Origin of the sequence: Bradyrhizobium sp. 195 (assembly GCF_023101665.1) — a bacterium.
Classification (GTDB): Bacteria; Pseudomonadota; Alphaproteobacteria; order Rhizobiales; family Xanthobacteraceae; genus Bradyrhizobium.
Genome location: NZ_CP082161.1, coordinates 4035184 through 4060955, shown reverse-complemented (window position 1 = coordinate 4060955; position 25772 = coordinate 4035184). Strand labels below are relative to the sequence as shown.

At 63.6% G+C, this 25772-nt stretch carries 29 protein-coding genes and 1 pseudogene; 11 read left to right on the top strand and 19 right to left on the bottom strand.

What is annotated here, in order from left to right; translation table 11 throughout:
• Window positions 1-47 precede the first annotated feature (47 nt).
• Window positions 48-698 carry a queuosine precursor transporter gene (locus IVB26_RS18575; RefSeq protein ID WP_247972968.1) on the bottom strand — a complete coding sequence of 217 codons (651 nt, stop codon included), beginning with the start codon at window positions 696-698 and terminating at the stop codon, window positions 48-50.
• A 135-nt stretch (window positions 699-833) separates the two neighbouring features.
• Between IVB26_RS18575 and IVB26_RS18570 the strand changes: the two genes are divergently transcribed.
• Window positions 834-1790 (top strand): TIR domain-containing protein, encoded by a 957-nt coding sequence (locus IVB26_RS18570; RefSeq protein WP_246920010.1) that lies wholly within the window; start codon window positions 834-836, stop codon window positions 1788-1790.
• A gap of 51 nt (window positions 1791-1841) precedes the next feature.
• On the opposite strand, the gene IVB26_RS18565 is transcribed toward IVB26_RS18570, so the two are convergent.
• Window positions 1842-2420 (bottom strand): hypothetical protein, encoded by a 579-nt coding sequence (locus IVB26_RS18565; RefSeq protein WP_247973203.1) that lies wholly within the window; start codon window positions 2418-2420, stop codon window positions 1842-1844.
• Between the two features lie 251 nt (window positions 2421-2671).
• On the bottom strand, window positions 2672-4294 hold the full coding sequence (locus IVB26_RS18560) for a peptide chain release factor 3 (protein ID WP_246920008.1): 1623 nt from the start codon (window positions 4292-4294) through the stop codon (window positions 2672-2674).
• A gap of 155 nt (window positions 4295-4449) precedes the next feature.
• Between IVB26_RS18560 and sugE the strand changes: the two genes are divergently transcribed.
• Window positions 4450-4764 carry a quaternary ammonium compound efflux SMR transporter SugE gene (gene sugE, locus IVB26_RS18555; protein ID WP_247972967.1) on the top strand — a complete coding sequence of 105 codons (315 nt, stop codon included), beginning with the start codon at window positions 4450-4452 and terminating at the stop codon, window positions 4762-4764.
• Here the strand turns inward: sugE and IVB26_RS18550 are convergent.
• The 7 genes from IVB26_RS18550 to IVB26_RS18520 all read right to left on the bottom strand — a co-directional run bounded on the left by IVB26_RS18550 (window position 4757) and on the right by IVB26_RS18520 (window position 11233).
• Entirely contained in the window at window positions 4757-5764 is a 1008-nt protein-coding gene (locus IVB26_RS18550; RefSeq protein ID WP_247972966.1) for an inorganic phosphate transporter, read from the bottom strand. The two genes, sugE and IVB26_RS18550, sit on opposite strands and share 8 nt — an antisense overlap.
• Window positions 5765-5779: 15 nt before the next feature.
• On the bottom strand, window positions 5780-6424 hold the full coding sequence (locus IVB26_RS18545; protein WP_247972965.1) for a DUF47 domain-containing protein: 645 nt from the start codon (window positions 6422-6424) through the stop codon (window positions 5780-5782).
• A gap of 155 nt (window positions 6425-6579) precedes the next feature.
• Window positions 6580-7548: a branched-chain amino acid ABC transporter permease gene (locus IVB26_RS18540; RefSeq protein ID WP_247972964.1), complete on the bottom strand. Its 969-nt coding sequence runs from the start codon at window positions 7546-7548 to the stop codon at window positions 6580-6582.
• Between the two features lies 1 nt (window position 7549).
• Window positions 7550-8413 carry a branched-chain amino acid ABC transporter permease gene (locus tag IVB26_RS18535; protein WP_246920001.1) on the bottom strand — a complete coding sequence of 288 codons (864 nt, stop codon included), beginning with the start codon at window positions 8411-8413 and terminating at the stop codon, window positions 7550-7552.
• 67 nt (window positions 8414-8480) lie between these two features.
• Window positions 8481-9698 (bottom strand): ABC transporter substrate-binding protein, encoded by a 1218-nt coding sequence (locus tag IVB26_RS18530; RefSeq protein ID WP_247972963.1) that lies wholly within the window; start codon window positions 9696-9698, stop codon window positions 8481-8483.
• 40 nt (window positions 9699-9738) lie between these two features.
• Window positions 9739-10485 (bottom strand): ABC transporter ATP-binding protein, encoded by a 747-nt coding sequence (locus tag IVB26_RS18525; protein ID WP_247972962.1) that lies wholly within the window; start codon window positions 10483-10485, stop codon window positions 9739-9741.
• Entirely contained in the window at window positions 10478-11233 is a 756-nt protein-coding gene (locus IVB26_RS18520) for an ABC transporter ATP-binding protein (RefSeq protein ID WP_036034135.1), read from the bottom strand. Before IVB26_RS18520 ends, IVB26_RS18525 begins: the two co-directional genes overlap by 8 nt.
• Before the next feature lie 343 nt (window positions 11234-11576).
• Between IVB26_RS18520 and IVB26_RS18515 the strand changes: the two genes are divergently transcribed.
• Window positions 11577-12218 carry a PAS domain-containing protein gene (locus tag IVB26_RS18515; protein ID WP_247972961.1) on the top strand — a complete coding sequence of 214 codons (642 nt, stop codon included), beginning with the start codon at window positions 11577-11579 and terminating at the stop codon, window positions 12216-12218.
• A gap of 3 nt (window positions 12219-12221) precedes the next feature.
• On the opposite strand, the gene IVB26_RS18510 is transcribed toward IVB26_RS18515, so the two are convergent.
• Window positions 12222-12581, bottom strand: coding sequence for an ArsC family reductase (locus IVB26_RS18510; RefSeq protein WP_247972960.1), 360 nt, complete (start codon window positions 12579-12581; stop codon window positions 12222-12224).
• Between the two features lie 105 nt (window positions 12582-12686).
• Between IVB26_RS18510 and IVB26_RS18505 the strand changes: the two genes are divergently transcribed.
• From IVB26_RS18505 to IVB26_RS18495, 3 genes are all read left to right on the top strand, one after another.
• On the top strand, window positions 12687-13058 hold the full coding sequence (locus tag IVB26_RS18505) for a tRNA-binding protein (protein WP_247972959.1): 372 nt from the start codon (window positions 12687-12689) through the stop codon (window positions 13056-13058).
• A 213-nt stretch (window positions 13059-13271) separates the two neighbouring features.
• Window positions 13272-13904 (top strand): TetR/AcrR family transcriptional regulator, encoded by a 633-nt coding sequence (locus IVB26_RS18500; RefSeq protein ID WP_247972958.1) that lies wholly within the window; start codon window positions 13272-13274, stop codon window positions 13902-13904.
• A 3-nt stretch (window positions 13905-13907) separates the two neighbouring features.
• Window positions 13908-14690 carry a sulfite exporter TauE/SafE family protein gene (locus tag IVB26_RS18495; RefSeq protein WP_247972957.1) on the top strand — a complete coding sequence of 261 codons (783 nt, stop codon included), beginning with the start codon at window positions 13908-13910 and terminating at the stop codon, window positions 14688-14690.
• Between the two features lie 2 nt (window positions 14691-14692).
• Here IVB26_RS18495 and IVB26_RS18490 read toward each other — a convergent pair whose 3' ends face one another.
• Window positions 14693-15397 (bottom strand): glutathione S-transferase family protein, encoded by a 705-nt coding sequence (locus IVB26_RS18490; protein WP_247972956.1) that lies wholly within the window; start codon window positions 15395-15397, stop codon window positions 14693-14695.
• A gap of 100 nt (window positions 15398-15497) precedes the next feature.
• Window positions 15498-15644 carry a hypothetical protein gene (locus IVB26_RS18485; protein WP_247972955.1) on the bottom strand — a complete coding sequence of 49 codons (147 nt, stop codon included), beginning with the start codon at window positions 15642-15644 and terminating at the stop codon, window positions 15498-15500.
• 161 nt (window positions 15645-15805) lie between these two features.
• Here IVB26_RS18485 and IVB26_RS18480 point away from each other — a divergent pair, with 161 nt between their 5' ends.
• Entirely contained in the window at window positions 15806-16012 is a 207-nt protein-coding gene (locus IVB26_RS18480; RefSeq protein WP_247972954.1) for a hypothetical protein, read from the top strand.
• A gap of 6 nt (window positions 16013-16018) precedes the next feature.
• On the opposite strand, the gene IVB26_RS18475 is transcribed toward IVB26_RS18480, so the two are convergent.
• The 6 genes and pseudogenes from IVB26_RS18475 to IVB26_RS18445 form a co-directional block, all read right to left on the bottom strand.
• Entirely contained in the window at window positions 16019-16684 is a 666-nt protein-coding gene (locus tag IVB26_RS18475; protein WP_247973202.1) for a DUF429 domain-containing protein, read from the bottom strand.
• An 88-nt stretch (window positions 16685-16772) separates the two neighbouring features.
• Window positions 16773-16940 carry a YgaP-like transmembrane domain gene (locus IVB26_RS18470; RefSeq protein ID WP_247972953.1) on the bottom strand — a complete coding sequence of 56 codons (168 nt, stop codon included), beginning with the start codon at window positions 16938-16940 and terminating at the stop codon, window positions 16773-16775.
• A gap of 94 nt (window positions 16941-17034) precedes the next feature.
• A pseudogene (locus IVB26_RS18460) lies at window positions 17035-18127 on the bottom strand (serine hydrolase domain-containing protein).
• 150 nt (window positions 18128-18277) lie between these two features.
• Window positions 18278-18970, bottom strand: coding sequence for a GNAT family N-acetyltransferase (locus tag IVB26_RS18455; protein ID WP_247972951.1), 693 nt, complete (start codon window positions 18968-18970; stop codon window positions 18278-18280).
• A gap of 4 nt (window positions 18971-18974) precedes the next feature.
• Window positions 18975-19322: a Lin0512 family protein gene (locus IVB26_RS18450; RefSeq protein WP_014495864.1), complete on the bottom strand. Its 348-nt coding sequence runs from the start codon at window positions 19320-19322 to the stop codon at window positions 18975-18977.
• Window positions 19323-19536: 214 nt separating this feature from the next.
• Window positions 19537-21201, bottom strand: a complete 1665-nt coding sequence (locus IVB26_RS18445; RefSeq protein WP_247972950.1) for an acetolactate synthase large subunit — start codon at window positions 21199-21201, stop codon at window positions 19537-19539.
• A gap of 206 nt (window positions 21202-21407) precedes the next feature.
• Here IVB26_RS18445 and IVB26_RS18440 point away from each other — a divergent pair, with 206 nt between their 5' ends.
• The 4 genes from IVB26_RS18440 (at window position 21408) to IVB26_RS18425 (ending at window position 25762) form a co-directional block, all read left to right on the top strand.
• Entirely contained in the window at window positions 21408-21779 is a 372-nt protein-coding gene (locus tag IVB26_RS18440; RefSeq protein ID WP_247972949.1) for an MmcQ/YjbR family DNA-binding protein, read from the top strand.
• A gap of 98 nt (window positions 21780-21877) precedes the next feature.
• Complete coding sequence (locus IVB26_RS18435; RefSeq protein ID WP_247972948.1) at window positions 21878-23266, top strand: SWIM zinc finger family protein; 1389 nt, start codon at window positions 21878-21880, stop codon at window positions 23264-23266.
• Window positions 23259-24689, top strand: a complete 1431-nt coding sequence (locus tag IVB26_RS18430) for a DUF5691 domain-containing protein (RefSeq protein WP_247972947.1) — start codon at window positions 23259-23261, stop codon at window positions 24687-24689. Before IVB26_RS18435 ends, IVB26_RS18430 begins: the two co-directional genes overlap by 8 nt.
• Window positions 24686-25762 (top strand): ATP-binding protein, encoded by a 1077-nt coding sequence (locus IVB26_RS18425; RefSeq protein ID WP_247972946.1) that lies wholly within the window; start codon window positions 24686-24688, stop codon window positions 25760-25762. The genes IVB26_RS18430 and IVB26_RS18425 overlap by 4 nt, the downstream gene beginning before the upstream one ends.
• Window positions 25763-25772 lie beyond the last annotated feature (10 nt).

The following is a 25772-nucleotide window of genomic DNA, read 5'->3' as shown; positions in this document are numbered from 1 at the left end:
GACCGTACTCCATCAGCTATCATCTTCACCCCGCGAAACGCAATGCATCAGTCCTTCTCGGCCAGCTTTCCGCTTCGCGCTTCGATCCAGTCTCGTCCCATCGAGATGCTCAACTTCACCAGAGGCGCGGCAATTGTGGAGAAGAGCAGCTTGATCAGATACTGGCCAATGATTGTCGGCATGACGACGCCGGTACCGTAGAATGCGATCGACACAAATATGACGGTGTCCAGCAGCTGAGCCAACATCAGGCTGAGCCATGCCGACAGCACCACGGACCTCTTGCCGAATGCCGTCCGGCGCAACCGGAGAAAGAACGACAGGTCGAAGTGCTGGCTCACCATGTAGGCGATCCAGCCTCCGATCCAGATTCGAACGGACGAGCTGACGACCGTTTCGAAATCCTGCTGGTGGTGCCAGCCTGGAGCTGGCGGGAGATAGGCGGCAAACTCGAAATAGACGGCAGACAAGGCCATGCTGAGCAAGCCCAGATTGATCACCCGCCTGGAATACTCCCTGCCGAACAGCTCAGCGATCGTGTCGACAATGATGAATGTCAGCAGATAGCTGAAGACCGTCGCACTGGCGTCCAGGCCAAAAGGCAGCGCGAACAGTTTCGAGCCGGCGACCGTGCTGGTGATCAGCAGCGACGAATGGAGTGTGAGCAGAAAGAGGAAATAGCTGGTCCTGGCGTCCATCGAATAACGGCCCCGGGGCAATCTGGCGTTGATAGGTCAAAGCTACGGGCCAGGACCCCGAAAGACAACTTCTTGTTGAATTCGGCGACCGGCGGAATATGATCTCGACATTGCAGATAGATCGGACAGTTCATTATGGCCGACAAAATCAGTTTTGATCCGAGAATACTGGATTTTCTTCGAGCCTCCCATGGCCGTTCGCAGGAGGCGATCATCGTCGAATTCCTGCAAACCGCAATCGCGATCAGCCCGGCTGCCGATGCGGGATCGGTCCTGATCGACCACCCCAAAATGGAGAGGCTGGTCCTCTTCAACGAGGACGACTTCCTGTTCGACAAGGAATTGCTGGATCCTCAAGCGCGGGCCCGCTTCCCACCGACGTTGGGCTACCGCGGCACCATCGCCGGCAATTGCTTCCGCACGGGCACGCCGACCGTCTTTTCACGCGCGCAAGGCGGCGAGTTCTACGGCGACAGCCCTATCCAGAACATGGTCTGCTTTCCGATCAAACTAGGAAAAGGCCGCGAACCGTTTGGTGTCGCTTGCTTCCATAACAATATCCAGGAAAAGGTGTTCTCCTCGGAGGATATGCGCGTTCTGGAAGCCTATACCGACATTCTTGCGCTGGCCCTGCATACGCCGCACCCGGAGCTTCAGCTCGATCGTAACGTCTTCATCGTGCATGGACGGGACGAAAGGAGCCGGCAGAAACTGGAATCGATCTTGCGCGACAACAGGGTCAATCCGAAGGTGCTGCTGCGAGAAGACAAGAATGCAGCGACGATCCTGTCGGCGCTGGAGGAACTGATCCGAACGTGCAAGGCAGGCTTCATCCTTGCCACGCCCGACGACGTGGGACGCTTGGGAAAAGCCAACGATGAACTCACGGCGCGCGCGCGCGAGAATGTCATCTTCGAGATGGGGCTACTCTTCGCCAAATTCCGCGCGTTCGACCGAGTGGCCATCCTGCTGAAGAAACCACTGAAGCTGCCATCGGATCTCCACGGGGTCACCTATGAGGAGTTCGATCAGATCGAAGACATCGAAGCCACGATCGTACGCAAGCTAAGCAACTGGAAATTGCTGAATTGAGAAGACACCTCTCACGGTGATCGAACCGCTCGGGCTGAACGCGATAGCGGGTCAGTTCGGGGATTGCCTGTTGTCGACATAGCGGATCGCAATGGGCCGGCCCGCCAGCGCGCCGGCAAGGCCGCTGGTGAACTTCAGCGGCAGACATGCGTTCAACGATGCATTGATGGCGTCGAGATAGGTCGTGCGGGTCTCGGAGGGCACGCCCGCGGTCGCGTATGTGAGGCGCGGCGGGCCGATCAGGCCGCCCGCCTTGTTGAAGCTGAAGCGCACCGACATCTGCATGCCCGCGCGAGCCTTGTCAGATGGCGGCGACCAGCAGCTGCGCAGCTCGGCGAAGAGATCGCCGATCGTGTCGAGATCGTGACCTGGCTTGCGGTATTTGGCGCGGTCGGCATCGGACGGCACGCTCTCGATCGTAAGCTGGAGGTTTTGGCCGTAGGGATAGTCGATCTCGGGAATGCAGGGGCCGGGCTCGAGCGGGCTGCAATAAGACGGCGTACAGGGCCGGCCGTCGAGCACGCTGCACGGCTCGTGCGAGAATGGGATCGGATTGATCTGGCGGGGTCGCGTGTCGGCGGTAGCGATTGATACCGCCAGCAGGAGAAGGATGAGAATGCCGCGCCACATGATGCGAGCTCGCAAGGTCATCAGTTGATGTTGGCGTTGCCTCCAACGACATCAAGCCTACCGCGGTTCACGGGCTCGCGCTTGGGGCACACTGTCGTCGTCCGGCTTGACCGGGCGACCCAGTATTCCAGAGACGACAGTGGTTGAGCCGAGAGGCCGCGGCGTACTGGATGCCCCGGTCAAGCGGGGCATGACGGCGTTGGTGTGGCTGCGAGCGAGGAAAACGTATCCGCTAGCCGAGGACGCCCATCCTACCCCTTCTTCTTGACGTCCTTGACGTTGGTGAACTCGATGCCCTCGGCGCGCTCCTTGGTGTAGCCGAGATAGAACTCGTTCCTCGCCAGGTACACGGGATCGCCGTCGACGTCGTCGGCGATGCTGGACGTGTTGGCTGCGAGGAAGGTATCGAGCTTCTTGCGGTCCTCCGAGGAGACCCAGCGCGCCAGCTGGAATTCGCTGACCTCGAACTCGACCGGCAGCGAATATTCCGCCTCGAGCCGCGCCTTCAGCACGTCGAGCTGCAGCGCGCCGACCACACCGACCAGCGCCGGCGCACCGTCGCGCGGACGGAACACCTGCACGACGCCCTCTTCCGACATCTGCTGCAGCGCTTCCTTCAGCTTCTTCGCCTTCATCGCGTCGGTGAGGCGCACGCGGCGGACGATTTCCGGCGCGAAGCTTGGCACGCCGACGAAGTTGAAATCCTCGCCCTCGGTCAGCGTGTCGCCGATGCGCAGCGTGCCGTGATTGGGAATGCCGACGACGTCGCCGGCAAAGGCCTCGTCCGCGACCGAGCGGTCCTGCGCGAAGAAGAATTGCGGACTCGACAGCGGCATGCTCTTGCCGGTGCGCACGAGCTTGGCCTTCATGCCGCGGCTGAGCTTGCCCGAGCAGAGGCGCGCGAACGCGATGCGGTCGCGATGGTTCGGATCCATGTTGGCCTGGATCTTGAACACGAAGGCGCTCATGCGCGGATCGGTGGCCTCGACCTTGCGCTGGTCGCTGTCCTGCGCGCGCGGCTCGGGCGCGAACTTGCCGAGACCTTCAAGGAGGTCGCCGACGCCGAAATTGCGCAGCGCGCTGCCGAAATAGACCGGCGTCAGATGGCCTTCGCGGAACGCGTCGAGCTCGAACGGTTTTGACGCTTCGGTGACGAGCTCGAGCTCGTCCTTGACCGCGGATGCGTCGAGATTGGCGTTGAGCTTGGCAAGCTCGGCGATCTCGATCTGCTGCGCCGCGCCGGTCTTGGCGCCGCCGCCTTCGAGCAGACGCACGCCGCCATTGATGACGTCATAGGTGCCGAGAAAGTCGCGACCGCGGCCGACCGGCCAGGTCATCGGCGTGGTGTCGAGCGCCAGCGTCTTCTCGATCTCGTCGAGCAGCTCGAACACATCGCGGCTCTCGCGGTCCATCTTGTTGATGAAGGTGATGATCGGAATATCCCGAAGGCGACACACCTCGAACAGCTTTCGGGTGCGCGCCTCGATGCCCTTGGCGGCGTCGATCACCATCACGGCGGAATCGACCGCCGTGAGCGTACGATAGGTGTCTTCCGAAAAGTCCTCGTGGCCCGGCGTGTCCAGGAGGTTGAACACGAGCCCTTCGAACTCGAAGGTCATCACCGAGGTCACGACCGAGATGCCGCGCTCGCGCTCGATCTTCATCCAGTCCGACCGCGTGTTGCGCCGCTCGCCCTTGGCCTTGACCTGGCCGGCGAGATTGATGGCGCCGCCGAACAGCAGCAGCTTCTCGGTCAGCGTGGTCTTGCCGGCGTCCGGATGCGAGATGATCGCAAAGGTGCGCCGCCGCGCCACTTCAGCGGCAAGCGGGGAACGGGCCGGCGATTCGGCGGTGGTGGTGGCGATGTCGGACATGGCGGGAGCGTGTGGCAGGGAAACTGGGCCTGATCAAGCCTCATTTGGTGATTGCGGATCCCCCCGGCCAGCCCCATATCGCCCATGGGAGGGACGGCCCTCCCGCTCATCGCCTATAGCCGCGGGGACGACCCTGCCTTGAATGGAGGGTCGTCATGGCCTGGAGCATCCTGTTCGTCGCCGGTCTTCTCGAGATTATCTGGGCGATCGGCCTGAAATATACCGAAGGCTTTACCAGGCTTGTTCCGTCCGTCGTCACGCTCGCGGCCATGGCCGGCAGCATCATCCTGCTCGGACTTGCTCTCAAGTCGCTCCCTGTCGGAACCGCTTATGCAGTCTGGACCGGCATTGGCGCCGTCGGCACCGCGACGCTGGGCATCGTCCTGCTCGGCGAGCCGGCCACGGCCCTCCGCCTTGCCAGCATCGCCCTGATCGTCGCCGGGATTGTCGGGCTGAAGCTCGTTACTTGACGAAGATCTTGACCGCCCACCAGGTCAGCGCCGCGACGATCGCCGAGGCCGGGATCGTGATCACCCAGGCGTAGACGATCGAGCTTGCGACGTTCCAGCGGACCGCCGAGACGCGGCGCGCGGCGCCGACGCCGACGATGGCACCGGTGATGGTGTGGGTGGTCGAGACGGGAACCCCGAGATAGGTCGCCATGAACAGGGTCGCGGCGCCTCCGGTCTCGGCGCAAAAGCCCTGCATCGGCGTCAATTTCGTGATGCGCAGGCCCATGGTGCGGACGATGCGCCAGCCACCCATCAGCGTGCCCAGCGCCATCGCCGCCTGGCAGGACAGCACCACCCAGAACGGCACCGAGAACTCGCTGCCGAGATGGCCCTGCGAGTACAGCAGCACCGCGATGATGCCCATGGTCTTCTGCGCGTCGTTGCCGCCATGGCCGAGCGAATAGAGCGAGGCGGAGGCAAATTGCAGAATACGGAAGGCGCGGTCGACCGCGAATGGCGTCGAGCGCACCGAGGCCCAGGACACGATCGCCACCAGAACCATCGCGAGCAAAAAGCCGACCAGCGGCGACAACACGATCGCCAGCACCGTCTTGGTCAATCCGCTCCATACCGCGGCCGAGATCCCCGCCTTGGCCATGCCGCCGCCGAGGAGGCCGCCGATTAGTGCGTGCGACGACGAGGACGGGATGCCGAGCGCCCACGTCACGAGGTTCCAGACGATGGCGCCGACGAGCGCCGCGAAAATCACCTGGGCATCGACGATCGCGGGATCGATGATGCCGGTGCCGATGGTCTGGGCGACGTGCAGCCCGAACACCATGAAGGCGACGAAATTGAAGAACGCGGCCCAGAATACCGCGAATTGCGGCCGCAGCACGCGGGTCGAGACGATGGTCGCGATCGAATTGGCGGCGTCATGCAGGCCGTTCAGGAAGTCGAACAGCAGCGCGACGGCGATCAAGCCGACCAAGACGGGAAGACCCAACGCGGCATCCACGGCGCGGCCCCTGCCCTAAACCTGCTCGATGACGATGCTGTTGATCTCGTTCGCGACGTCGTCGAAGCGATCGGCCACCTTCTCGAGATGGTCGTAGATCTCCGCGCCGACGATGAAGTCCATCGCGTTGCCGTCGCGGTGCTTGAGGAACAGCTCCTTCAGCCCGATGTCGTGGAGATCGTCGACCCGGCCTTCGAGCTTGCCCAGTTCCTCCGTGATGGCGGTCAGCATGGCCACATTCGGGCCGATCGATTGCATCAGCGGCAGCGCACGGCCGACCAGATTGGCGCAGTCGATCAGAAGCCCGCCGATCTCGCGCATCGGCGGCTCGAAGCTGCGGACCTCGAACAGCATCACGGCCTTGGCCGTCTGCTGCATCTGGTCGATGGCGTCGTCCAGCGACGTGATCAGGTTCTTGATGTCGCCGCGGTCGAACGGGGTGATGAAGGTGCGGCGCACCGCCGTCAGCACCTCACGGGTGATATTGTCGGCGTCGTTCTCGAATTGGTTGACGCGCTGGCAATAGACCGGCGTCTCCTCGCCCCCGTTCAGCATGCCCTGAAGCGCGATCGAACCCTGGATCACGGTCTGGGCATGCCGGTCGAACAGGTCGAAGAACCGTTCTTCCTTGGGCAGGAAAGCGCGAAACCATCGCATCATGGGGATAGGCTACCGGTTGGAAATGGCCCGGCCCGAGGGGCCGTCATGAAACTGTCATAGACCATTTTCGATCCGCGCGCGTGTCATCTCACGCCCGCGGAGCCGGATCATCCACCGGATTGTCGCACCAATGGAATTGGTGCGATATCAATCATTTAGAGGGATCGGCGGAAGTAATGGGCGATTTCGCCGATGACGCCGCGGCGGAAGGTGAGCACGCAGACCACGAAGATCGAGCCCTGGATCACCGTCACCCACTGGCCGAAGCCGGCGAGATATTGCTGCATGGCGATGATCACGAAGGCGCCGACCACGGGGCCGGAGACGGTGCCGAGGCCACCGACCAGCGTCATCAGCACGACTTCGCCTGACATCGACCAATGGACGTCGGTGAGCGAGGCGTTCTGCGCCACGAACACCTTCAGCGCACCGGCAAAACCGGCCAGCGTTCCCGACAGCACGAAGGCAAGGAACTTGTACTGGTCGGTCCGGTAGCCAAGCGAGATGGCCCGCGGCTCGTTCTCGCGGATCGCCTTCAGCACCTCGCCGAAAGGCGAGTTGATGATGCGGAAGATCAGCAGGAAGCCGGCGAGGAACCCGACCAGCACGACGTAATAGAGCACCGTCGGCTTGGACAGATCTAAGATGCCGAACATATGTCCCTGCGGGATGCCCTGGATGCCGTCCTCACCATGGGTAAACGGGGCCTGGAGGTAGATGAAGTACAGCAGCTGTGACAGCGCCAGCGTGATCATCGAGAAATAGATGCCCTGGCGACGGATCGAGATAAAGCCGGTGATGATCGAGAGCACGAAAGCCGCGGCGATGCCGACGAGGATGCCGAGTTCGGGCGGCAACGCCCACACTTTCAGCGCATGCGCGCTGCAATAGCCGGCGGTCCCCAGGAACATCGCATGGCCGAATGACAACAGGCCGCCATAGCCGACCAGCAGATTGAAGGCGCAGGCGAGCAGCGCGAAGCACAGCGCCTGCATCACGAAGAACGGGTAGACTCCCGTGAATGGCACCGACGCCAGCAGCAGCGCCATCAGTGTGAACGCGATCAGCTCGTCGCGCATGGCGCGAGGCGTCACCCGCAGCGTGTCGTCCGTCAGGGTTGTCATATCAGGCCGCCCTTCCCGTCAATCCCGTTGGCTTCACCAAGAGTACTAACACCATCAACACGAACACGACGGTGTTGGAGGCCTCGGGGTAGAAATACTTGGTCAGACCCTCGATCACACCGAGCGCGAAGCCGGTGATGATGGAGCCCATGATCGATCCCATGCCGCCGATCACGACCACCGCGAACACGACGATGATGAGATCCGCGCCCATCAGCGGCCGTACCTGGTTGATCGGCGCCGAGAGCACGCCCGCGAGCGCCGCAAGGCCGACGCCGAGGCCGTAAGTGAGCGTGATCATGCGCGGCACGTTGATGCCGAAGGCGCGCACCAGCGTCGGATTTTCGGTGGCGGCGCGCAGGTAAGCGCCGAGCTGCGTCTTCTCGATCAGGAACCAGGTGGCGAGACAAACCACCAGCGAGAACACGACCACCCAGCCGCGATAGACGGGTAAGAACATGAAGCCGAGATTCATGCCGCCCTTGAGCTGGTCCGGAATGGCGTAAGGCAGGCCGGACGAGCCGAAATAGTTCTGAAACACGCCCTGCACGATCAGCGCGATGCCGAAGGTCAGGAGCAGGCCGTAGAGGTGATCGAGCCCGGTCAGCCATTGCAGCATGGTCCGTTCCAGGATCATGCCGAAGATGCCGACGATGATGGGCGCCAGCAACAGCGCCCACCAATAGTTGATGCCACCGAGGTTGAGGAGGAAATAGGCGACGAAGGCGCCCATCATGTAGACCGCGCCATGGGCGAAATTGATGATGTTGAGCATGCCGAAGATCACGGCAAGCCCGAGACTGAGCAGCGCGTAGAACGAGCCGTTGATCAGTCCCACCAGTAACTGTGCGTAGAGAGCCTGCATCGGGATTAGCTTCCGCCACCAAAATGAAAGCCCGCCGGCGGCACGACCGCGCGGCGGGCCACGAGAGTTACTTCTTCACCAGCGGACAGACGCTCTCGGAGAGCGGCCGGAACGCCTGGTCCGCGGGGACGGTGCCCACCAGCTTGTAGTAGTCCCACGGCCCCTTCGACTCCGAGGGCTTCTTGACCTCGAACAGGTAGGCCGGGTGAATCTTGCGGCCATCGACCCGGATGCTGCCCTGACCGAACAGCTGATCGTCGGTCGGCATCGACTTCATCTTCTCGACCGCCTTGGCGCCGTCATGCGGATTGCCGCCCATCGCCTCCAGCGCCTTGAAGTAATGGATCAGCCCCGAATAGACACCGGCCTGCACCATCGAAGGCATCGCCTTGTTTTTCATGCGCTCGGAAAAGCGCTTGGCAAAGGCGCGCGTTCCGTCGTTGAGATCCCAGTAGAAGGTCTCGGTGAAATTGAGCCCTTGCGCCACGTTGAGGCCGAGCGAATGAACGTCGGTAATGAACAAGAGCAGTCCGGCAAGCTTCTGCCCGCCGGCAACGATGCCGAACTCGGCGGCCTGCTTGATCGAATTGGTGGTATCGCCGCCGGCATTCGCAAGTCCGACGATCTTCGCCTTCGATGCCTGCGCCTGCAAAAGGAACGAGGAGAAGTCCGACGAATTGAGCGGGTGCTTGACGCTGCCGAGCACCTTGCCGCCCGCCTTTTGCACCACCGCCGTGGTATCGCGCTCCAGCGCCGCGCCGAACGCATAGTCGGCCGTGAGGAAGTACCAGGTATCGCCGCCGGCCTTCACCAGCGCCTGACCGGTGCTGTTGGCCAGCATGTAGGTGTCATAGACCCAATGGATGGTATTCGGCGAACATTGGGCGTTCGTCAGATCCGAGGTCGCCGCACCCGTGTCGATCAGGATCGAATTCTTCTCCTTGACGACATTGTTGACCGCGAGTGCGACACCTGAGTTCAGCACGTCCATGAAGATGTCGACCTTGTCGACGTCGATCCATTGGCGCGCGATGGTGGTGGCGATATCGGGCTTGTTCTGATGGTCGGCCGAGATCAAGTCTATCTTCCAGCCCTTGGCGGCAAGCCCGGAATCCTCGATCGCCATCTGAGCGGCCAAGGTGGAGCCCACACCACCGAGGTCGGAATAAAGACCGGAATTATCAGTCAGCACGCCGATCTTGACGGTCTTGTCCTGTGCCGACGCGCCGCTCGCGACGAATCCCAACGCCATGCTGAGAAGAAGTGCAGAAAAACCCTGTTTCATAATTCCCTCCGGGAAATCCACTATTGAATGCGTCGAGGCGTCAGACGCCGAGATAGGTATGCAGCTTGTCCATGTTCGCGGACAGTTCCGAATTTGCAAAACCGTCGATCACCTTGCCGTGCTCGACGATGTAATAGCGGTCGGCCACGGTCGATGCGAACCGGAAGTTCTGCTCGACCAGGAGGATGGTGAAACCCTCCTTCTTGAGCCGCGCGATGGTGTGGCCGATCTGCTGAATGATGACGGGCGCAAGGCCCTCGGTCGGCTCGTCCAGCATCAGGAAACTGGCGCCCGTCCGCAGGATGCGCGCGATCGCCAGCATCTGCTGCTCACCGCCGGACAGCTTGGTGCCCTGGCTGTTGAGCCGCTCTTTCAGGTTCGGGAACAGGTCGAAGATCTGATCGAGCGGCAGTCCACCTTCACGGACCACCGGGGGCAGCATCAGATTCTCCCGCACGTCGAGACTGGAGAATATCCCCCGTTCTTCCGGGCAGAACGCAATGCCCATGCGCGCGATCTTGTCGGAAGTCGCTCGGATGATGTCCTGGTTGTTGAACTTCACCGAGCCGGTACGCTTGCCGATGATTCCCATGATCGACTTCAGCGTGGTCGTCTTGCCGGCGCCGTTGCGCCCGAGCAGGGTGACGACCTCGCCCGCGTTCACGTCGAAATTGATCCCGTGCAGGATGTGGGACTCGCCGTACCAGGCTTCGAGGTTGCGGACCTGAAGGATGTTTCCGCCGGTCGCAGCCTTGGCCGGAGCCTCCGCAATCGCAGTGTCAGGCATGACCGGCTCCCAGATAGGCTTCCTTGACGCGCTCGTCCTTGGTGAGCTCGCTGTAATGGCCTTGCGCGAGCACCTGCCCGCGCGTCAGCACGGTGATGATGTCGGAGAGGTTGGCCACGACGCTCAGATTATGCTCGACCATCAGGATGGTATATTTCGCGGAGATCCGCTTGATCAGCGCCGCGATCTTGTCGATGTCCTCGTGGCCCATGCCGGCCATCGGCTCGTCCAGCAACATCATCTCCGGGTCGAGCGCGAGCGTGGTTGCGATCTCCAGTGCACGCTTGCGCCCATAGGGCATCTCGACCGCAGGCGTGTTGGCAAACTCGTTGAGGCCGACATCGTTCAACAATTCGCGCGCGCGATCGTTGAAGCGGTTGAGCACCGACTTGGAGCGCCAGAAGTCGAACGAAGAGCCGTGCTGGCGCTGAAGCGCGACGCGGACGTTCTCCAGCGCAGTGAGATGCGGAAACACCGCCGAAATCTGGAACGAACGAACCAGCCCCAGGCGCGCCACGTCGGCGGGCGCCATCGCGGTGATGTCCTGGCCCTTGTACAGGATCTTCCCGGCCGACGGTTTCAGGAACTTGGTCAGAAGATTGAAGCAGGTCGTCTTGCCGGCCCCGTTCGGGCCGATCAACGCATGAATGCTGCCACGGCGAACCTTGAGCGCAACGTCGCGGACGGCGAAGAAGCCCGCGAACTCCTTGGTCAAGCCTTCCGTTTCGAGAATAAACTCATCGGCCAAACAGATTTCCCCCTGCCCGCGCTAGCTGCGTGGCTATCCTTGTTGCTTCGGCTTTCCGGAGGCCTTGGAGCCTATCCGGAACACCGCCTCCGAGCGCGGAATATGCCGGAGGTGACGGGGGTTAGGCAAGGCGGAAAGCTGAGCAGATCAGGCCTCCGGCTGGGATACAAATGCTCCCTTAGTCGGAGACGTTTTGACGTTGTGCCTGCCCGGCCTCCCGGTTCGCGAAAGCACCGGTCATCAAGCCGTCGTTAACGGTCTTTCGTCTGGCGCGCCAGTCTTCATAGAAAATTTTCCCGCAAGCTGGATCATGCGCGGGTTTTGACGTTCCGGGAATATTGTCTTGGATTTCGCAAGCGCCGCTCCTTCCGTCGTCAAGTCGATCAGACAACGTGATCTCCTGAACACGTGGCTGCGACTTTACGCGCGTCAGCAGATCGCGCCGGCGGTCTGGGAGTATCAGCCTGCGCGGCTCGAGGAAGAGCTGTCCGATCTCATCTATTACACGGTGGACGCTGCGACGCCGGCGCCGCGCCTCACCATCCAGAGCGAAAACACGCGCATCTCGCGCGCCTATGGACATACCGGCAAAGGCGTTCTGCTCGACGATTATCTCGGGCCGCGACTCGCGCCGTTCGTGGTGCCGATCTATCATGAATGCGTGGCGCGCGGGCTGCCCGTCTACAGCATTGCCGATGTCGAGGACATCTACGGGCGCGACGTCGCTTATGAACGGCTGCTGCTGCCTTTCCAGACTGACGGCACGGTCTGTCACGTCATCGCCTCGGTCAAGACCTTCTGCGAGGACGGCGGCTTCGAGATCAAGAACCTGATGCGCGGAAATGACGCGCCGCCGCGTCCGAAGCTGCGCGCGGTGATCGACCGCGAGCTGTTTCATCGGGCGCCTGGTCGCATCGCGACGGCCGAATTGGTCGAGTTCGCGGACCAGCCCGGTATCCCCACCGAGATCATCGAGCTGAACTAGCAGTCAGCCCTTCTTGCCGCCGACTTCCTTGGCATAGATGTCCGGCTTGAAGCCGACCAACAGCTTGCCGCCGATTTCCAGCACCGGCCGCTTGATCATCGATGGCTGCGCCAGCATCAGCGCCAGCGCCTTCTTCTCGCTCAAGCCGTCCTTGTCGGAATCGGGGAGCTTCTTGAACGTCGTCCCGGCGCGATTGAGCAGCGTCTCCCAACCGACCTTGTCGCTCCACTGCTTGAGCTTGTCCTTTTCCACGCCCGCCACCTTGTAGTCGTGAAACGCGTAAGGCACGCCATTTGTGTCGAGCCAGGCACGCGCCTTCTTCATGGTGTCGCAGTTCTTGATGCCGTAGATGATGTTGGGCAAGACGTTCCTCGCGCATGGCATATCGTGATGTCCGTGGCGTTGTACGAAACTCCGGTTCGCGCGACAATATTGCGAACGACGCCAACTCGCCCGAACGGACATCCCATGCACGTCACCCACGATCCCGCAGCCGCCGCCACGCCGACCATCGACTTCAACAGCTTCCTCGCGGTCGATATTCGCGTCGGGACCATCGTCGATGCCAAGCCATTCCCCGAGGCGCGCAAGCCGGCCTTTCGGCTCTGGATCGACTTCGGACCCGCAATCGGTGTGCGCAAGAGCTCGGCCCAGATCACGGAAAATCATCCGCTCGAGAAATTGGTGGGGCAACAGGTCGCGGCCGTCGTCAATTTCCCCCCGCGCCAGATCGGACCTGTTATCTCGGAGGTGCTGACACTCGGTTTCCCCGATGCCGACGGCAAGGTCGTGCTGGTGCAGCCGAGCAAGCCGGTGCCGAACGGCGGACGGCTGTTCTAGCCGCGCGATCGAGGCCCGGAGCGTCGCCTCGGCCGGGCATTCGCGAGGCCTCATCCTCCTCTTTCCCAGTCCCGGCCGGCCCGCACTTGACCAAACTCGCCCGCGGCAATAAAAATGACTGACTGATCGTTTTTTATTCTACGCGCCTTGTATAGGGCTCAGTCGTCACCAACAGAAAAATGATCATCCTGTCAGTTATTTAGGGACCGCCAAATGCCCAAGATCAGCGACAAGCAACGCGAAGGCCGGCGGCAGCAGATCCTCGAAGCGGCCCTCGCCTGCTTCTCCGAAGACGGTTTTCACCAGACCGGCATGGCCGACATCGTGAAGCGGTCCGGACTGAGCCATGGCGCGGTCTATCTCTACTTCCAAAGCAAGGACGACCTGATCGAGGCGCTCGCCGACGACCGGCATCGCCGCGAAGCCGTGCTCAATTCGGTCGCGCAAGGATCCGGCGATCCGATCGAAGGACTTCACGCCCTGATCCGCGTCTACGCGCAATGGCTGACCGACCCCGCCGGCGAAGCCCGCCGCCGTGTCGGCATCCATGGTTGGGCCGAAGCCCTGCGCAACCGCCGCGTCCGCACCAGCGTCGTCGAAGGCATCGACATGCCGCGCGCTCTGATCGTCGCGCTGGTCGAGCGCGCCCAGCACGAGGGCCTCATCCGGCGCGACCTGGGTGCGGACGCGATCGCACGCGTGCTGATCGCGATCTTCCAGGGTTTTGTGCTGCAAAAATGCTGGGGCGACGAATTCGACGTCGAGGCCTGCATGACGGCTGTCGCCGGTGTGATCGACGGCTTCCGCACGACCAGACCTGACATCAAGCGGCGAACCAGGACGTAGGCGATGTCCGGCATGCACGACCTCCTTGCTGGCGCCGGCGTCGGCCTGGTCAGCGGGTTGACATCGGGCTTCATGGGAACGAGCCCGGGTGGCGGACTCGTGATCTTCAGCGTGCTTCTGCTTGGCGCGGAGCAGCACGTCGCGCAGGGAACGTCGCTGATCACACAAATCCCACCGACGGGCCTCGCGGGCGCGCGCCGCTACTGGCAGAACGGCAATCGCAGCCCCTTGCCGTGGATCGTCTGGATCGGCATCGGCTTTCTTGTCGGCGGTGCCGGCGGCGGTTACGCCGCGGCAGCGGTTTCCGACCAGGTTCTGCAATGGACTTATGTCGCCTATCTCGTCGGGCTGATCGCCCTGCTGATCCTGCGCCGCGATCGCAAGGACGGCAGCCACGCAGCCGGCGACCAGGACCAACTGCCCTGGCTACCCCTGCTCCTCATCGGCCTGCTTGCCGGATTTTCCTCCGGCTTCATGGGCATCGGCGGAGGCCTGGCGATCACGGTCGGCCTTGCTGCGGGCCTGCGCGTGCCGCAGCATCAGGCACAGCTCGTCAGCCTCGTCTTCTCGATCATTCCAACCAACCTTCCGGCAGCCTGGATCTACTGGAGCAAGAGCCTGATGGTCGGCTGGCCGGCGATCATCGGCATTCTTGCCGGTCTTTGGATTGGCACTGATCTCGGCGCACGCATGGCCAATGGCATCAGCAAATCGGTGCTGCGCCGGGTCATGCTCGCCTTCATCTCGCTGATGGCGCTCTACATGACCCACAAGGCGCTGACCTGACCTTACGGCCGCTGCGGAATGTTCAGCCCGCGCTGCACCGCCGGACGCGCAAGCCCGCGTTCGAGCCAGGCACCGACCGATTTGAACTGGGTGAATTCGACGAGATCACTCGCGCCGTAGAAACCGATGAGATTCCGCACCCAGCCGAGCATGGAGATGTCGGCAATGGTGTAGTCGTCATCCATGAACCATTGCCGTCCCGCCAGATGCGTTTCCATCACGCCAAGCAGACGCTTGGCTTCGGCGATGTAGCGGTCACGGGGCCGCTTGTCATCAAAATCCTTGCCGGCGAATTTGTGGAAGAAGCCGACCTGGCCAAACATCGGCCCGACGCCGCCCATCTGGAAGTGCAGCCACTGAAGCGTCCGGTAACGGCGCGCGGCGTCCTCAGGCAGGAGCTTACCGGTCTTCTCGGCGAGGTATTGCAGGACCGCGCCGGACTCGAACAGCGGCATCGGCCTGCCACCAGGGCCGTTGGGATCGAGGATCGCCGGGATCTTGCCGTTCGGATTGAGCGAGAGGAACTCCGGCGTCTTCTGGTCGTCCTTGCCGAAATCGACGAGATGGACCTCGTAGGGCAGTCCGATCTCCTCCAGCATGATCGAGACCTTGACGCCGTTCGGCGTCGGCAGCGAATAGAGCTGCAGCAACTCTGGATGCTTGGCCGGCCAGCGCTTGGTGATGGGAAAGGCGGAGAGATCGGACATCGGGACCTTTGGTGCGTGAGCTGAGGCGCACCTAATCTAGGCGACGCGCGAAATGGCGCAAGTCACGATCCGCCCTCATGATCCGTCGGCAATGCCGCGCCTACGGAGGAAGTGTCGCCATCACCGTAATCGGGGTCATGGCCTCATGTTGCAGCCGATACTCGATGAACCGTTGGCCCGAGATCAGTAGTAGGGCCGTAAAGGCGACCGCGAGCATCGCGGTCGCCCATTGGCAGACGTCGTACATCGTGTTTGTCCCTCAGCATCCATTGCGTAAACGTCAGCTCGAGCGCCATGTTCCCAGCGGCTAGAAATATTGCTACTTTTTCCCGGATTATACGACGAAGCCATCCCACTGTTCCGTCCGCGCGCGCAGGGACCATCGGGCTTTCCGAGCGTTGTCGCTGGATGAACATTGAGAAGCGCGCCCTGCTCGACCACGCTGAACGCTGTCGCCGCGTCGCTGAAGATCTCGCGCATGGTGAAGCCGCGCAGCGGCTGCACTTGATGGCCGAGGCGTACGAGGAGAGAGCGGCAAGACTGGACGACGATGGCGTCTGCCTGACGCAGAGTCATCGCGGCCATACGGGAGACGGAAGCGATTGCGAGGAATGACAGGCTTCAGTAGTTGATCTCCATTCTCAGCCCTCGGGGATCAATCTCGTCGCCGCCGACGCGCTGCGTGCTGTCGCGCGCGGCGACTGCGCAGGCGCAGGCATCGATGAGATCGTCGCGGCCGATGCCGGTGCCGTGACGAAGCGTCAGCCATTTCTCGACCTTGGTGAAGCCTCGGTCTCTCAGCAGCGCAATGCGCTGGGTTCGACCGCACGGCGACGACTTCGGTTCAAGCCGCCTCTGGCCGGCGAGATTCCAGAAGATCAATTCCGGATGCGCTTCGCCGATCGTCGCTTGCCGCGTCGGCGTCATGGCATCGTCGACCTCCCTGAGCTTGTCTCTGATGTTCCAGAGCTGCGCCGACACGCCCCTGCCCTTGCCTTCGTGCTTCCAATAGTGGCGATTGGCGGCCGCCATGTCGGCAAACGTCCAGAGATCACGGCGCGCGCCGAGAAACACGGCGGGGCCGATCAATTCGCGCGCACGCAGATCGCAAAGGCGATACCCGCTCGGGTTCAATCCGATCGGCATGTCGATCGTCGCGCGCGCATGCGGCATCGCGAGCAGGCGCGTCAGGCCCGGTGAATAATCGAAGCCGTGATCGCCGCGCTCGTCGATCCAGGCTGCAACCCAGCCGAAGCGAAATCCGTCGAGGCCGAGATAGTTTGGCACGTCATGCGCCGTCATTTTCAGTTTTCGCGCGCCTCTGATTCTCTCCATTCGTGATCGCTCACGCCTCATCTCGTCAGATATTCGCGCATCAAGGCGCGGGCGCGAAGCCGGTCAGCGCGAAGCCGGCGCCGCCCAGCGCGACCAGCCACGCCATCCCGCCCGCCAGATAAACCAATGCCGCGACCGCCACCGCGACGCCCAAGGCGACCCGCACCGTCTGCTGCAGGCCGCCGATGTTCTTCCTGTAAAATGCCATCGCATCCTCGGAGATGAGGCGAGGCCAATTGCCTCGACCATCAAGAGGGCGCGGCGACCGAAAAGCATCGCGGCCGCCGACAAATTTTCGCGGATCAGCCCCCGACGGCCTGATAGGCCAGGCGCTTGAACTCGAAGAAGAACGGATTCCAAAAGCCCATGTAGCGCTGGGCCATCAGCACGCCGGCGGTATTGGCCTCAGGCAGATCCACCAATGGGTGCCGGCAAGGCCGCCCCACTGGAATTCACCGGTCGAATTCGGGGGATCGAACGGCGTCGGCGCGAAGGTGACGGCCCCGCCGAGACCAAAGCCCTTGCCGGGGATCGGACCGAGATTGGCGAAGCGGATGGTTTGGCCCGCAGGCAGCTGGTTCGTCATCATCTGCCGCAGCGTCTACGGCTTGAGCAGCGCATCCGGCCCCGGCAACAATGCCCGCACCAGCGCGAGCATGTCCGGCAGGGTCGAGACCAGACCGCCGCCGCCCGAAAGCCGCGGGAACGGCCGCCGATAGGCTTGCGGAAAAGGAAGATTGTCCGCGCGCGTGAGGCCCGGCTTCATCGGATCGAGCACATCAGCGCCATTGTAGAGCGCAACCAGCCTGCCCTGCTGCACGTCCGGAACATGGAATCCGGTGTCCGTCATACCGAGCGGATCGAAGATGCGCGCTTTCAGGAAGGCCTCGAGGGACTTGCCCGAGACGACCTCCACGACGCGGCCGAGCACGTCGGTTGCCACCGAATATTCCCAGGCCGTGCCGGGATGATACGACAGCGGCAGATCGGCGAGCTTGTCGATCATATCAGTGAGCGGCGTCAGCGGATTGAGCACGCGCGCTTCGTTATAGCCTTTGAACAGCACGGTGCCGGGATCGAAAATGCCGTAGCTGAGACCGGAAGTGTGGGTCAGAAGCTGGCGGATCGTGATCGGGCTTTTCGTCGGCTCGACGTCGGCAAGGCTCGAAGCGCCCTGCTTCAGCACCTTGCGATTGCCGAGTTGCGGCAGGAATGTCTCGACCGGGTCATCGAGCCTATACGTCCTCCCTCGACGAGGAGCATGATGGCGCAGGTGACGAAGATCTTGGTGTTGGAGAACGCGCGGAAGATATGGTCGGGCCGCAGCGCAGTGTTCGCCTCGCGGTCGGCAAAGCCGACGCATTGCTGGTCGACCACCTCGCGCCCGCGCAGCACGGCTCAGGATGCGCCCGGAATGATCTCCTGATCGACGTAGCGCTGCATCGCCGTCCGTACGGCGGAAAAATCGCTGACCCTGGCGTCCATGTGTCTCCCCGAATTTGTGGTTGGGCGGATATAGCGCGCTTTCGCAGGAAATGAACGCGCCTATTGCTGCTTCATGAACGCGGTAACGTGCAGGCATCGGCGGATGCGCATGCCCTGTCGCTGGTACAGCGCAATCGCCGACGCGTTGCTGGAAAACACGTGCAGGAACGGAATTTCCCCGCGCGCCTCGATCCCGCGCGCGACGGCCGCAAGCAACGCCTGCGCATAGCCGCGACCACGATAGTCGGGATGCACGCACACGGCCGTCATCTCGGTGAACTTGCCCGGCTTCATCCGCTCGCCAGTCATCGCGACCAATTCGTCCCCGGCGCGAATGCCGAGGAACGTGCCGAGCTCGTGGGTGCGCAGCGCAAATGGACCGGGCTTGGTCAGCTCCACCAGCGCCGTCATGGCAGGCACATCGGCCGGCCCCAGCGTGACGATCTCGGCGTCGCGCAGCGGACTGTCGGCGGGCGAGCCGATCATCTGCTCGCAGGGCCCGGCGACCACGACCTTGAAACCGGCGGGAACGTCGACTGCTTCCAGTGTGAACAGCGCAGCGACCTGCGAGCCCGACAGGAGATCACCGAGCGCGGCAAAGCTCGCCGCGGACATGTCGGCCATGTCCGCGAACGGCGTCATGTCGACGGGATAGCGCAGTGCTCGCGGGCCGCCTTCGGCCAGATGCCTGTGGCTGGTCGTCAGCGCGCTCCAGATCGGGCGATCCAGCAGCGCCTCATCGTTGTCGGACACCGGCCTAGTCCTTGTCGAAGCTGACGATGACGGCGGCGTTGGCGATGAGGATGGGGTCGTTTGCCACCTCCGTGGCCGAGGGAATCTCCAGCCCACCCTTGACCGCCGTCACGGTCACCGTGCCGTAAGGCAGCTCCTTGGCGACGGCTTCCTTGTCCACCGCTTCGGGATTAGGCACCGCGATCGTGACATCGACGAACATGTCGTTGGCGGTCTTGCCGATCATCCGGAAGAATCCGAGGCTCGAATGCCGGATGGCGTCCGACACGGCCCGCTTCGCTGCCTTGGTGGCGTCCCTGCCGTGGACGTCGACGCCCATGCCCATCTCGGTGATACAGCGAACGCGAGTCATTTCATATTCCTGTGGTTGGTTCGGTGATTGGGAGTGTCGGTGATTGAGCCGCTCGGCACAAGATCTCTCGTGTCCCGGACGCGCTGCAACGCTTTAGCGTTGCTGCGCAGAGCCGGGACCCAGGAGGCCGCAGAGTTCGCCGATGCGTGGGCCCCGGCTCTGCAGCGCACCGCCAAGAGGCGCTGCGCTGCGTCCGGGGCACGACCTCCATCGATCACGCCTTCGCCTTCTCATGCGCCCGCAGCTCGTCGACCAGTACGCGCACGTTCTCCGAATAGTCGATCGGAATCGAAACCAGATGCACGCCGCCCTCCTTGAAAGCGGCGTCGAGCGTCGTACCAAAGCTGTCGATGCTCTCGATCCGGTGGCCCTTCGCTCCATAGGCCTTCGCGTACTGGACAAAGTCCGGGTTGCCAAAAGTCATGCCGTAATCGGCAAAATGATCGACGGCCTGCTTCCAGCGGATCATGCCGTAGGCGTTGTCCTCGAGCACCAGGACGACGAGGTTGAGCTTGAGGCGGACGGCGGTCTCCATCTCCTGGCTGTTCATCATGAAGCCGCCGTCGCCGGCGACCGCAAGCACGCGGCGATCGGGATAAAGCATCGCGGCCATCATCGCCGACGGCAGGCCGGCGCCCATGGTCGCCAGCGCATTGTCGAGCAGCAGCGTGTTGGCGACGCGGGTGCGGTAGTTGCGCGCGAACCAGATCTTGTACATGCCGTTGTCGAGCGCAACGATGCCGTTCTCGGGGATCACCTGCCTGATGTCGTGCACGATGCGCTGCGGCGTCGGCGGCCAGCGCGCCTCGGTGGCGCGGTCGGCGATATGCCCTAGGATTTCTTCGCGTAACGGCAGCAGCGCCGCAGCCTGCGGCAGCTTGCCTTCGAGCCGATCGGCGAGCAGCTCCAGGCTCGGGCCGACATCGCCGACAACCTCGGCGTCCGGAAAATAGACCTGCTCGACGCTGGCCGAGGTGTAGCTGACGTGAATCACCTTCGGCCCTGATGGCCCCATGATGAAGGGCGGCTTCTCGATCGGGTCATGACCGATCGCGACGATCAGGTCGGCGGCGTCGATGGCGTCGTGGACATAGTCGCGCTCGGACAGCGCGGCGGTGCCCATGTAGAGATTGGTGCCGCCGGGCACGGTGCCCTTGCCCATTTGCGTCGTGAAGAAGGGGATGCCGGTGCGCCGCACGAAGCTTGCGATGCCGTGGGTCGAGCGCGGCCGGCTGGTTGCCGCGCCCATCATCACCAGTGGGCGCTTTGCGGCCAAAATCATCTCGGCCGCACGGTCGAGCGCGGCGCGATGGGCGACCGGGATCTCGATCGGATGGATCGGGATCACGGGAACGGCGGGCACCTCGTCGGCGGCGATGTCCTCGGGCAGCTCGAGATGCACCGGCCCCGGCCGCTCTTCCATCGCGACACGAAAGGCGTCGCGCACCACGGTCGGAATGCTGGAGGCGTTGATGATCTGCCGCGACAGTTTCGTCAGCGGCTTCATGGTCGCGACCACGTCCACGATCTGGAAGCGCGCCTGCCGGCTGCTCATGATCGGCTTTTGGCCGGTGATCAGGATCATCGGCATCGCGCCGAGATGCGCATAGGCCGCGCCCGTCGACAGGTTGAGGGCACCGGGGCCAAGCGTCGACAGGCAAACGCCGGGCTTGCCGGTCAGCCGCCCATGCGTTGCGGCCATGAAGGCGGCGGCCTGCTCGTGGCGGGTCAGGACCAACTCGATCCTGGAGGTGCGCAGCGATTCCACCACATCGAGATTCTCCTCGCCGGGAACGCCGAAGATGCGATCGACACCTTCATTCTCCAGCGCGGCGACAAACAGGTCCGATCCTTTTACCTTGCGTTCCTGCCCGCTCATGTCGTCTCCGCTTGCGGTGCTGTTTCTCGAGTTCCAGGGAGCCGGCGCATGGTAGCGGTCCGCGGCTGCGGCACAACTCACAAAGAGCGGCACACGGCATCAAGTTTGCCATTGCCGTGCGAGCCAAGCGAAACAATTGAGCGTCTTTTCGCGAGGCCGCCAGCACAGACGTTGCATGCCGCACACGGTGTGCTATCGCTCCGGCCATGCTACCCAAGACCTTCGAAACCCGCTGTCTGCGCCTGCCCGCCGTCACCAAGGTGGTGCAGTGGGAGGGCACGTCCGTGTTCAAGGTCGGCGGCAAGATGTTCGCGCTTGGCGGCGGCTTTGCTGCACGCTCCGGCGGCTACATGTTCAAGGTCTCCAACATGGCCTATGCCATGCTGATCGAGCACGGACTGGCGCGACCGGCGCCATATCTGGCACGCGCCAAATGGGTGCAGCTCGTCAGCAACAGCGCCCTGTCGGACGCCGAGCTCACCATCTATCTTGCGCACGCCCATGCGCTGATCGTGGCCAAGCTGACGCGGAAGACCCGCAAGGAACTTGGGCTCGTGTCGCTGGAGGCCGGCGCATAGCCATCCCCACGTGCAGCGCATGGATCGCTCGCGGCGACATTGAGCTTTCATCCTTCCCCGATATACTGCCGGCCCTGGATTCGATTTGGGATGTCGGCGTGGCGATTGATCTGAAAGCGGTCGAGCAACTCGCGACCGATCAATCCTCGCTCAAGGCGGCGGCCGGCCTTGCCAAGCTCGCCAAATGGTCCGGCGTCGGCGCAAGCCAGGACGGCGCACTGATCTGGGGCGAATGCGCGGGCTCCGGCGCCAATCCCTATCGCGTGATGGCCGATTTGCGCGACCTCGGCAACAAATGCACCTGCCCCTCGCGCAAATTCCCCTGCAAGCATGTGCTCGGCCTGTTGTGGCTGAATGCGGAAGCGGTCGTGCCGTTCGTGCCAGCAGACACGCCGGCCTGGGTCAGCGATTGGCTGGGGCGCCGGCGGGGCACGTCGGCCGCAAAGCCTGCAAGCAGCGCGCCGTCCACGGGCGAGAAGGATTTACGTGCCGCACGCGCCGGCGAGCTTGAGGTCGCCGAGGATCCGAAGGATGTGGCGCGGCGCGAGGCCCAGGCGGCCAAGCGCAGCGAGGACACCGAACGCGCCATTCTCGACGCACTCGATGCGCTCGAGCAATGGATCGGCGATCAGCTGCGCATGGGGCTGGCGGGCTTCATCGACGATGCAACGGCGCGGTGCCGGCGGATCGCGGCGCGGCTGGTCGACGGCAAGGCCGCGGTGCTAGCCGGCCGGATCGACGAACTGCCGTCCCGCCTGCTCGCGCTGGCCGCGGGCGATCGGCCGCGCGGCGCCGTCGTCGAGCTCGGCAAGCTGGTCCTGCTCGCGCGCGCCTTCCGCGCCACGCCGCGCGACGCCGAGATCAGGCGCGCCGTCGCCGCATCGGAAACGCGTGAAGTTGTGCTCGCGGACCCGCAGGCGCTGCGGGTCGATGCGCGCTGGGAGGTGCTGGCCGAGCAGGTCCAAACACGCCGCGACGGACTGGTGTCGCAGACGACCTGGCTGCTCAATCTCGCCGCGACCGGTCCACGCTTTGCGATGCTGCTCGACTTCTTCCCGGCAAGCGCCGGGCGGCGCGGCTCGGTCTTCACGCCCGGCGAGAGATTCCAAGCCGACCTCATTTTCTATCCATCGCAGCAGCCGCTGCGGGCCTTGCTGGTGCGGCGCGATGCGAGCGGGGAGACCCCTGCCCTGGAATGGCCAGCTCCAGACACCGCACTCAGCGACGCACTGACGCGCCCCCTGCTCGCGGAGCCCTGGGCGATCGAGACCCCGCTGCTGCTGCCGCAGGGGCGGATCGCGCGCGACGATGCCGGGCAGACGTGGTGGCGATCAGACGATGGCAAGGCGACGCTGCCGGTCGCCTCCGAAGTTGACGGTCTGCTGTGCGGCACTGAGCTCACGCGCGCAGCCGCCATCTGGTCGGGCAACCGGCTCACGATCCTGGCCGCACAATCCCCTTGGGGGCGGATCGGCAGCCATGAGTGACGTGATCAAGGCCGAAACGATCTACGACGCAATGGGTGCGGTGCTCACCCGCTGGACCATGGGCTCGGCGGCCGCGCCCGCAGCCGCGTTCTGGCGCGCCGAGCTTGGCGACGATCCCGCCGAAGCCGAGTTGCGGCTGCTTGCACTTGCGGGCCAGTTTCTCGGCACTGCGGTGACAACGGAGCCGGCCGCGGCGCTTCGAGTCCTCCCCGACATTCCCGCGCTCGCGCTGCCGACGGTGCCCGCGACCCTGCGCCCGCTCGTGCGGCGCATCCTTTCCGCCAAGAAGCAGGTCAAGGTCAAGACCGATCTCGTCCACTTCCTCGCAGCACGTGGCTGGACGACGCATCCCGCCGATTGGATGCCCGAAGCCGCTGACGATGATGCGCCCGACGTCTACGCGAAGTGGCGCGACTGGGCGGCGATCGCAGGGTCCAACAGCGCGTCACGGCGGCAGACGGACGACCGCCTCACCGCTGAGAATTGGGACGATTACTGGCCGGCGGCGCGCAAAGCGGCGTTGATCGAGCTCAGGCGCCGCGATCCGTCCGTGGCGCGCGGGGTGCTGGAGGCAAGACTTGCGGGCGAGAACGCCGACATACGATGGCGCCTGTTGTCGCTGCTGTCGGAACGTCTCTCCGACGACGATCTCACCTTCCTCGAAACCATCGCGGCGAACGATCGCGCTCCCAGGGTCAAGGCGCTTGCGACCTCGCTGCTCGCTCGTCTCGGCCGTGGTTCTGCCCCCGGCGAAGACACAACAGAGCTCGCGGGATTTTTCGCGGTGAAGACCAAGGGGTTATTGCGCCGCTCGCGGGTCGTCCAGGCCGAACCACTCAAGACACCGGCGCAATCGCTGCGCCGAAAGGCGCTGTTCGATGGCGCCGACCTCGGCTCATTTGCCGGCGCGCTCGGCCTTGCGCCGCAGGAGCTGATTGCCGCGTGGGACTGGAACGCAGACCGGGCCGCCGATGCGGCGCTGGTCGATTTGATCGTGGCGACCGGAACCGATGCGCAGGTCACCCAAGCGGCAGACGCCGTCAACGAACGCGATGCGCCCGGTCTCATCATATCGTTGGCTGAACGGCTGGCGCCTGCCGAGCGTGCAAGGCACGCCGAGGCGGCCTTGAACGCACGCGACATCCGTTTCGAGCTGGCGCAGCTGATCGCGGGAACGGCGGCGCGACTTCGGGATCCGCTGTCCGCGCCGCCAGGCAAGGCGCTGCTTGCCGCACTCCAGCGCGACGATGCAAAGCCCTCCGACAATGCAGAAGACCTTCATGCGCTGGGCCTGATCGTCTCGCGCGAGGGAGCGCGCGGCGCGCTCGAACGTCTGGCCGGCGCGGGGCTGCTGCAAGGCGACCCGCGCCTCGACATGCTGCGGCTCAACGCCGCGTTGGACGACAAGGGAGCGAAACCATGAGCGAAAAACTGCGTCTGCCCGCCGAGGAGAGTTATGCGGCGGAGTTGAAAGCGCTGGCGGCGGGCGATCAGCCTCGCCCGCCGGGCTGGGCGCTCGCGCCGCGGCAGGTCGTGACTTATCTCTTGGGCGGCAAGGCGACCGACGGCACGGTGATCACACCGAAATATGTCGGCGACCGACGGCTGATCGAGACCGCGGTTGCGACGCTTGCGACCGATCGCGCATTGTTGCTGCTCGGCGTGCCCGGCACAGCCAAATCCTGGGTCTCCGAGCATCTTGCCGCCGGCATCACCGGCGACTCCACGCTTGTGATCCAATGCACCGCGGGGACTGACGAGAACCAGGTCCGCTACGGCTGGAACTATGCCCAATTGCTCGCGCACGGACCGCGCCGCGAAGCCCTGGTTCCTACGCCGCTGATGCGCGCGATGGAGGGTGGCAAGCTCTGCCGCTTCGAGGAGCTGACGCGGATGGGCAGCGACGTGCAGGACACGCTGATCACCGTGCTGTCCGAAAAGATGATGCCGATCCCCGAGCTCAACACCGCCGTCTACGCCCAGCGCGGCTTCAACATCATCGCGACCGCCAACAACCGCGACAAGGGCGTCAACGAACTGTCCTCCGCGCTCAAGCGCCGCTTCAACGTCGTCGTGCTGCCCCTGCCCGACAGCGCCGAGGAGGAAGTGGCAATCATCGTCAAGCGCGTGGGCGAGATGGCGCAGAACCTCGACCTGCCGGCGCCGAAGAACGTCGCCGACGAGGTGGCGCGGGTGGTCTCGATCTTCCGCGAGTTGCGCTCGGGCTCGACCGAGGACGGCAAGGTCGCGTTGAAGTCGCCCTCGGGCGGGCTGTCGACGGCCGAAGCGATCGCGGTGATGATCGGCGGCATCAGCCAGGCGACCTTCTTCAACGACGGCAAGCTGACGCCGGAAACGCTCGCCAGCAACATGATCGGCGCGGTCGTGAAGGATCCGGTGCAGGACACGGCCGTGCTCGGCGAATATCTCGAGACCGTGCTGAAGAAGCGGCGCGGCTTCGAGGGCTATTATGCTTCGCTGACCGACTTGATCTGACAGACGGGCC

Excerpts from the sequence above, each read along its gene's own strand:
- IVB26_RS18425 (WP_247972946.1), top strand. The coding sequence starts at position 24,686 with ATGAGCGAAAAACTGCGTCTGCCCGCCGAGGAGAGTTATGCGGCGGAG.
- IVB26_RS18470 (WP_247972953.1), bottom strand. The coding sequence starts at position 16,940 with ATGGCATTTTACAGGAAGAACATCGGCGGCCTGCAGCAGACGGTGCGG.
- IVB26_RS18525 (WP_247972962.1), bottom strand. The coding sequence starts at position 10,485 with ATGCCTGACACTGCGATTGCGGAGGCTCCGGCCAAGGCTGCGACCGGC.
- IVB26_RS18445 (WP_247972950.1), bottom strand. The coding sequence starts at position 21,201 with ATGAGCGGGCAGGAACGCAAGGTAAAAGGATCGGACCTGTTTGTCGCC.
- IVB26_RS18480 (WP_247972954.1), top strand. The coding sequence starts at position 15,806 with ATGAACATTGAGAAGCGCGCCCTGCTCGACCACGCTGAACGCTGTCGC.
- IVB26_RS18565 (WP_247973203.1), bottom strand. The coding sequence starts at position 2,420 with ATGTGGCGCGGCATTCTCATCCTTCTCCTGCTGGCGGTATCAATCGCT.
- IVB26_RS18505 (WP_247972959.1), top strand. The coding sequence starts at position 12,687 with ATGCACGTCACCCACGATCCCGCAGCCGCCGCCACGCCGACCATCGAC.
- IVB26_RS18490 (WP_247972956.1), bottom strand. The coding sequence starts at position 15,397 with ATGTCCGATCTCTCCGCCTTTCCCATCACCAAGCGCTGGCCGGCCAAG.
- IVB26_RS18570 (WP_246920010.1), top strand. The coding sequence starts at position 834 with ATGGCCGACAAAATCAGTTTTGATCCGAGAATACTGGATTTTCTTCGA.
- IVB26_RS18535 (WP_246920001.1), bottom strand. The coding sequence starts at position 8,413 with ATGCAGGCTCTCTACGCACAGTTACTGGTGGGACTGATCAACGGCTCG.
- IVB26_RS18545 (WP_247972965.1), bottom strand. The coding sequence starts at position 6,424 with ATGATGCGATGGTTTCGCGCTTTCCTGCCCAAGGAAGAACGGTTCTTC.
- IVB26_RS18560 (WP_246920008.1), bottom strand. The coding sequence starts at position 4,294 with ATGTCCGACATCGCCACCACCACCGCCGAATCGCCGGCCCGTTCCCCG.
- sugE (WP_247972967.1), top strand. The coding sequence starts at position 4,450 with ATGGCCTGGAGCATCCTGTTCGTCGCCGGTCTTCTCGAGATTATCTGG.
- IVB26_RS18495 (WP_247972957.1), top strand. The coding sequence starts at position 13,908 with ATGTCCGGCATGCACGACCTCCTTGCTGGCGCCGGCGTCGGCCTGGTC.
- IVB26_RS18500 (WP_247972958.1), top strand. The coding sequence starts at position 13,272 with ATGCCCAAGATCAGCGACAAGCAACGCGAAGGCCGGCGGCAGCAGATC.
- IVB26_RS18575 (WP_247972968.1), bottom strand. The coding sequence starts at position 698 with ATGGACGCCAGGACCAGCTATTTCCTCTTTCTGCTCACACTCCATTCG.
- IVB26_RS18450 (WP_014495864.1), bottom strand. The coding sequence starts at position 19,322 with ATGACTCGCGTTCGCTGTATCACCGAGATGGGCATGGGCGTCGACGTC.
- IVB26_RS18485 (WP_247972955.1), bottom strand. The coding sequence starts at position 15,644 with ATGTACGACGTCTGCCAATGGGCGACCGCGATGCTCGCGGTCGCCTTT.
- IVB26_RS18530 (WP_247972963.1), bottom strand. The coding sequence starts at position 9,698 with ATGAAACAGGGTTTTTCTGCACTTCTTCTCAGCATGGCGTTGGGATTC.
- IVB26_RS18440 (WP_247972949.1), top strand. The coding sequence starts at position 21,408 with ATGCTACCCAAGACCTTCGAAACCCGCTGTCTGCGCCTGCCCGCCGTC.
- IVB26_RS18430 (WP_247972947.1), top strand. The coding sequence starts at position 23,259 with ATGAGTGACGTGATCAAGGCCGAAACGATCTACGACGCAATGGGTGCG.
- IVB26_RS18540 (WP_247972964.1), bottom strand. The coding sequence starts at position 7,548 with ATGACAACCCTGACGGACGACACGCTGCGGGTGACGCCTCGCGCCATG.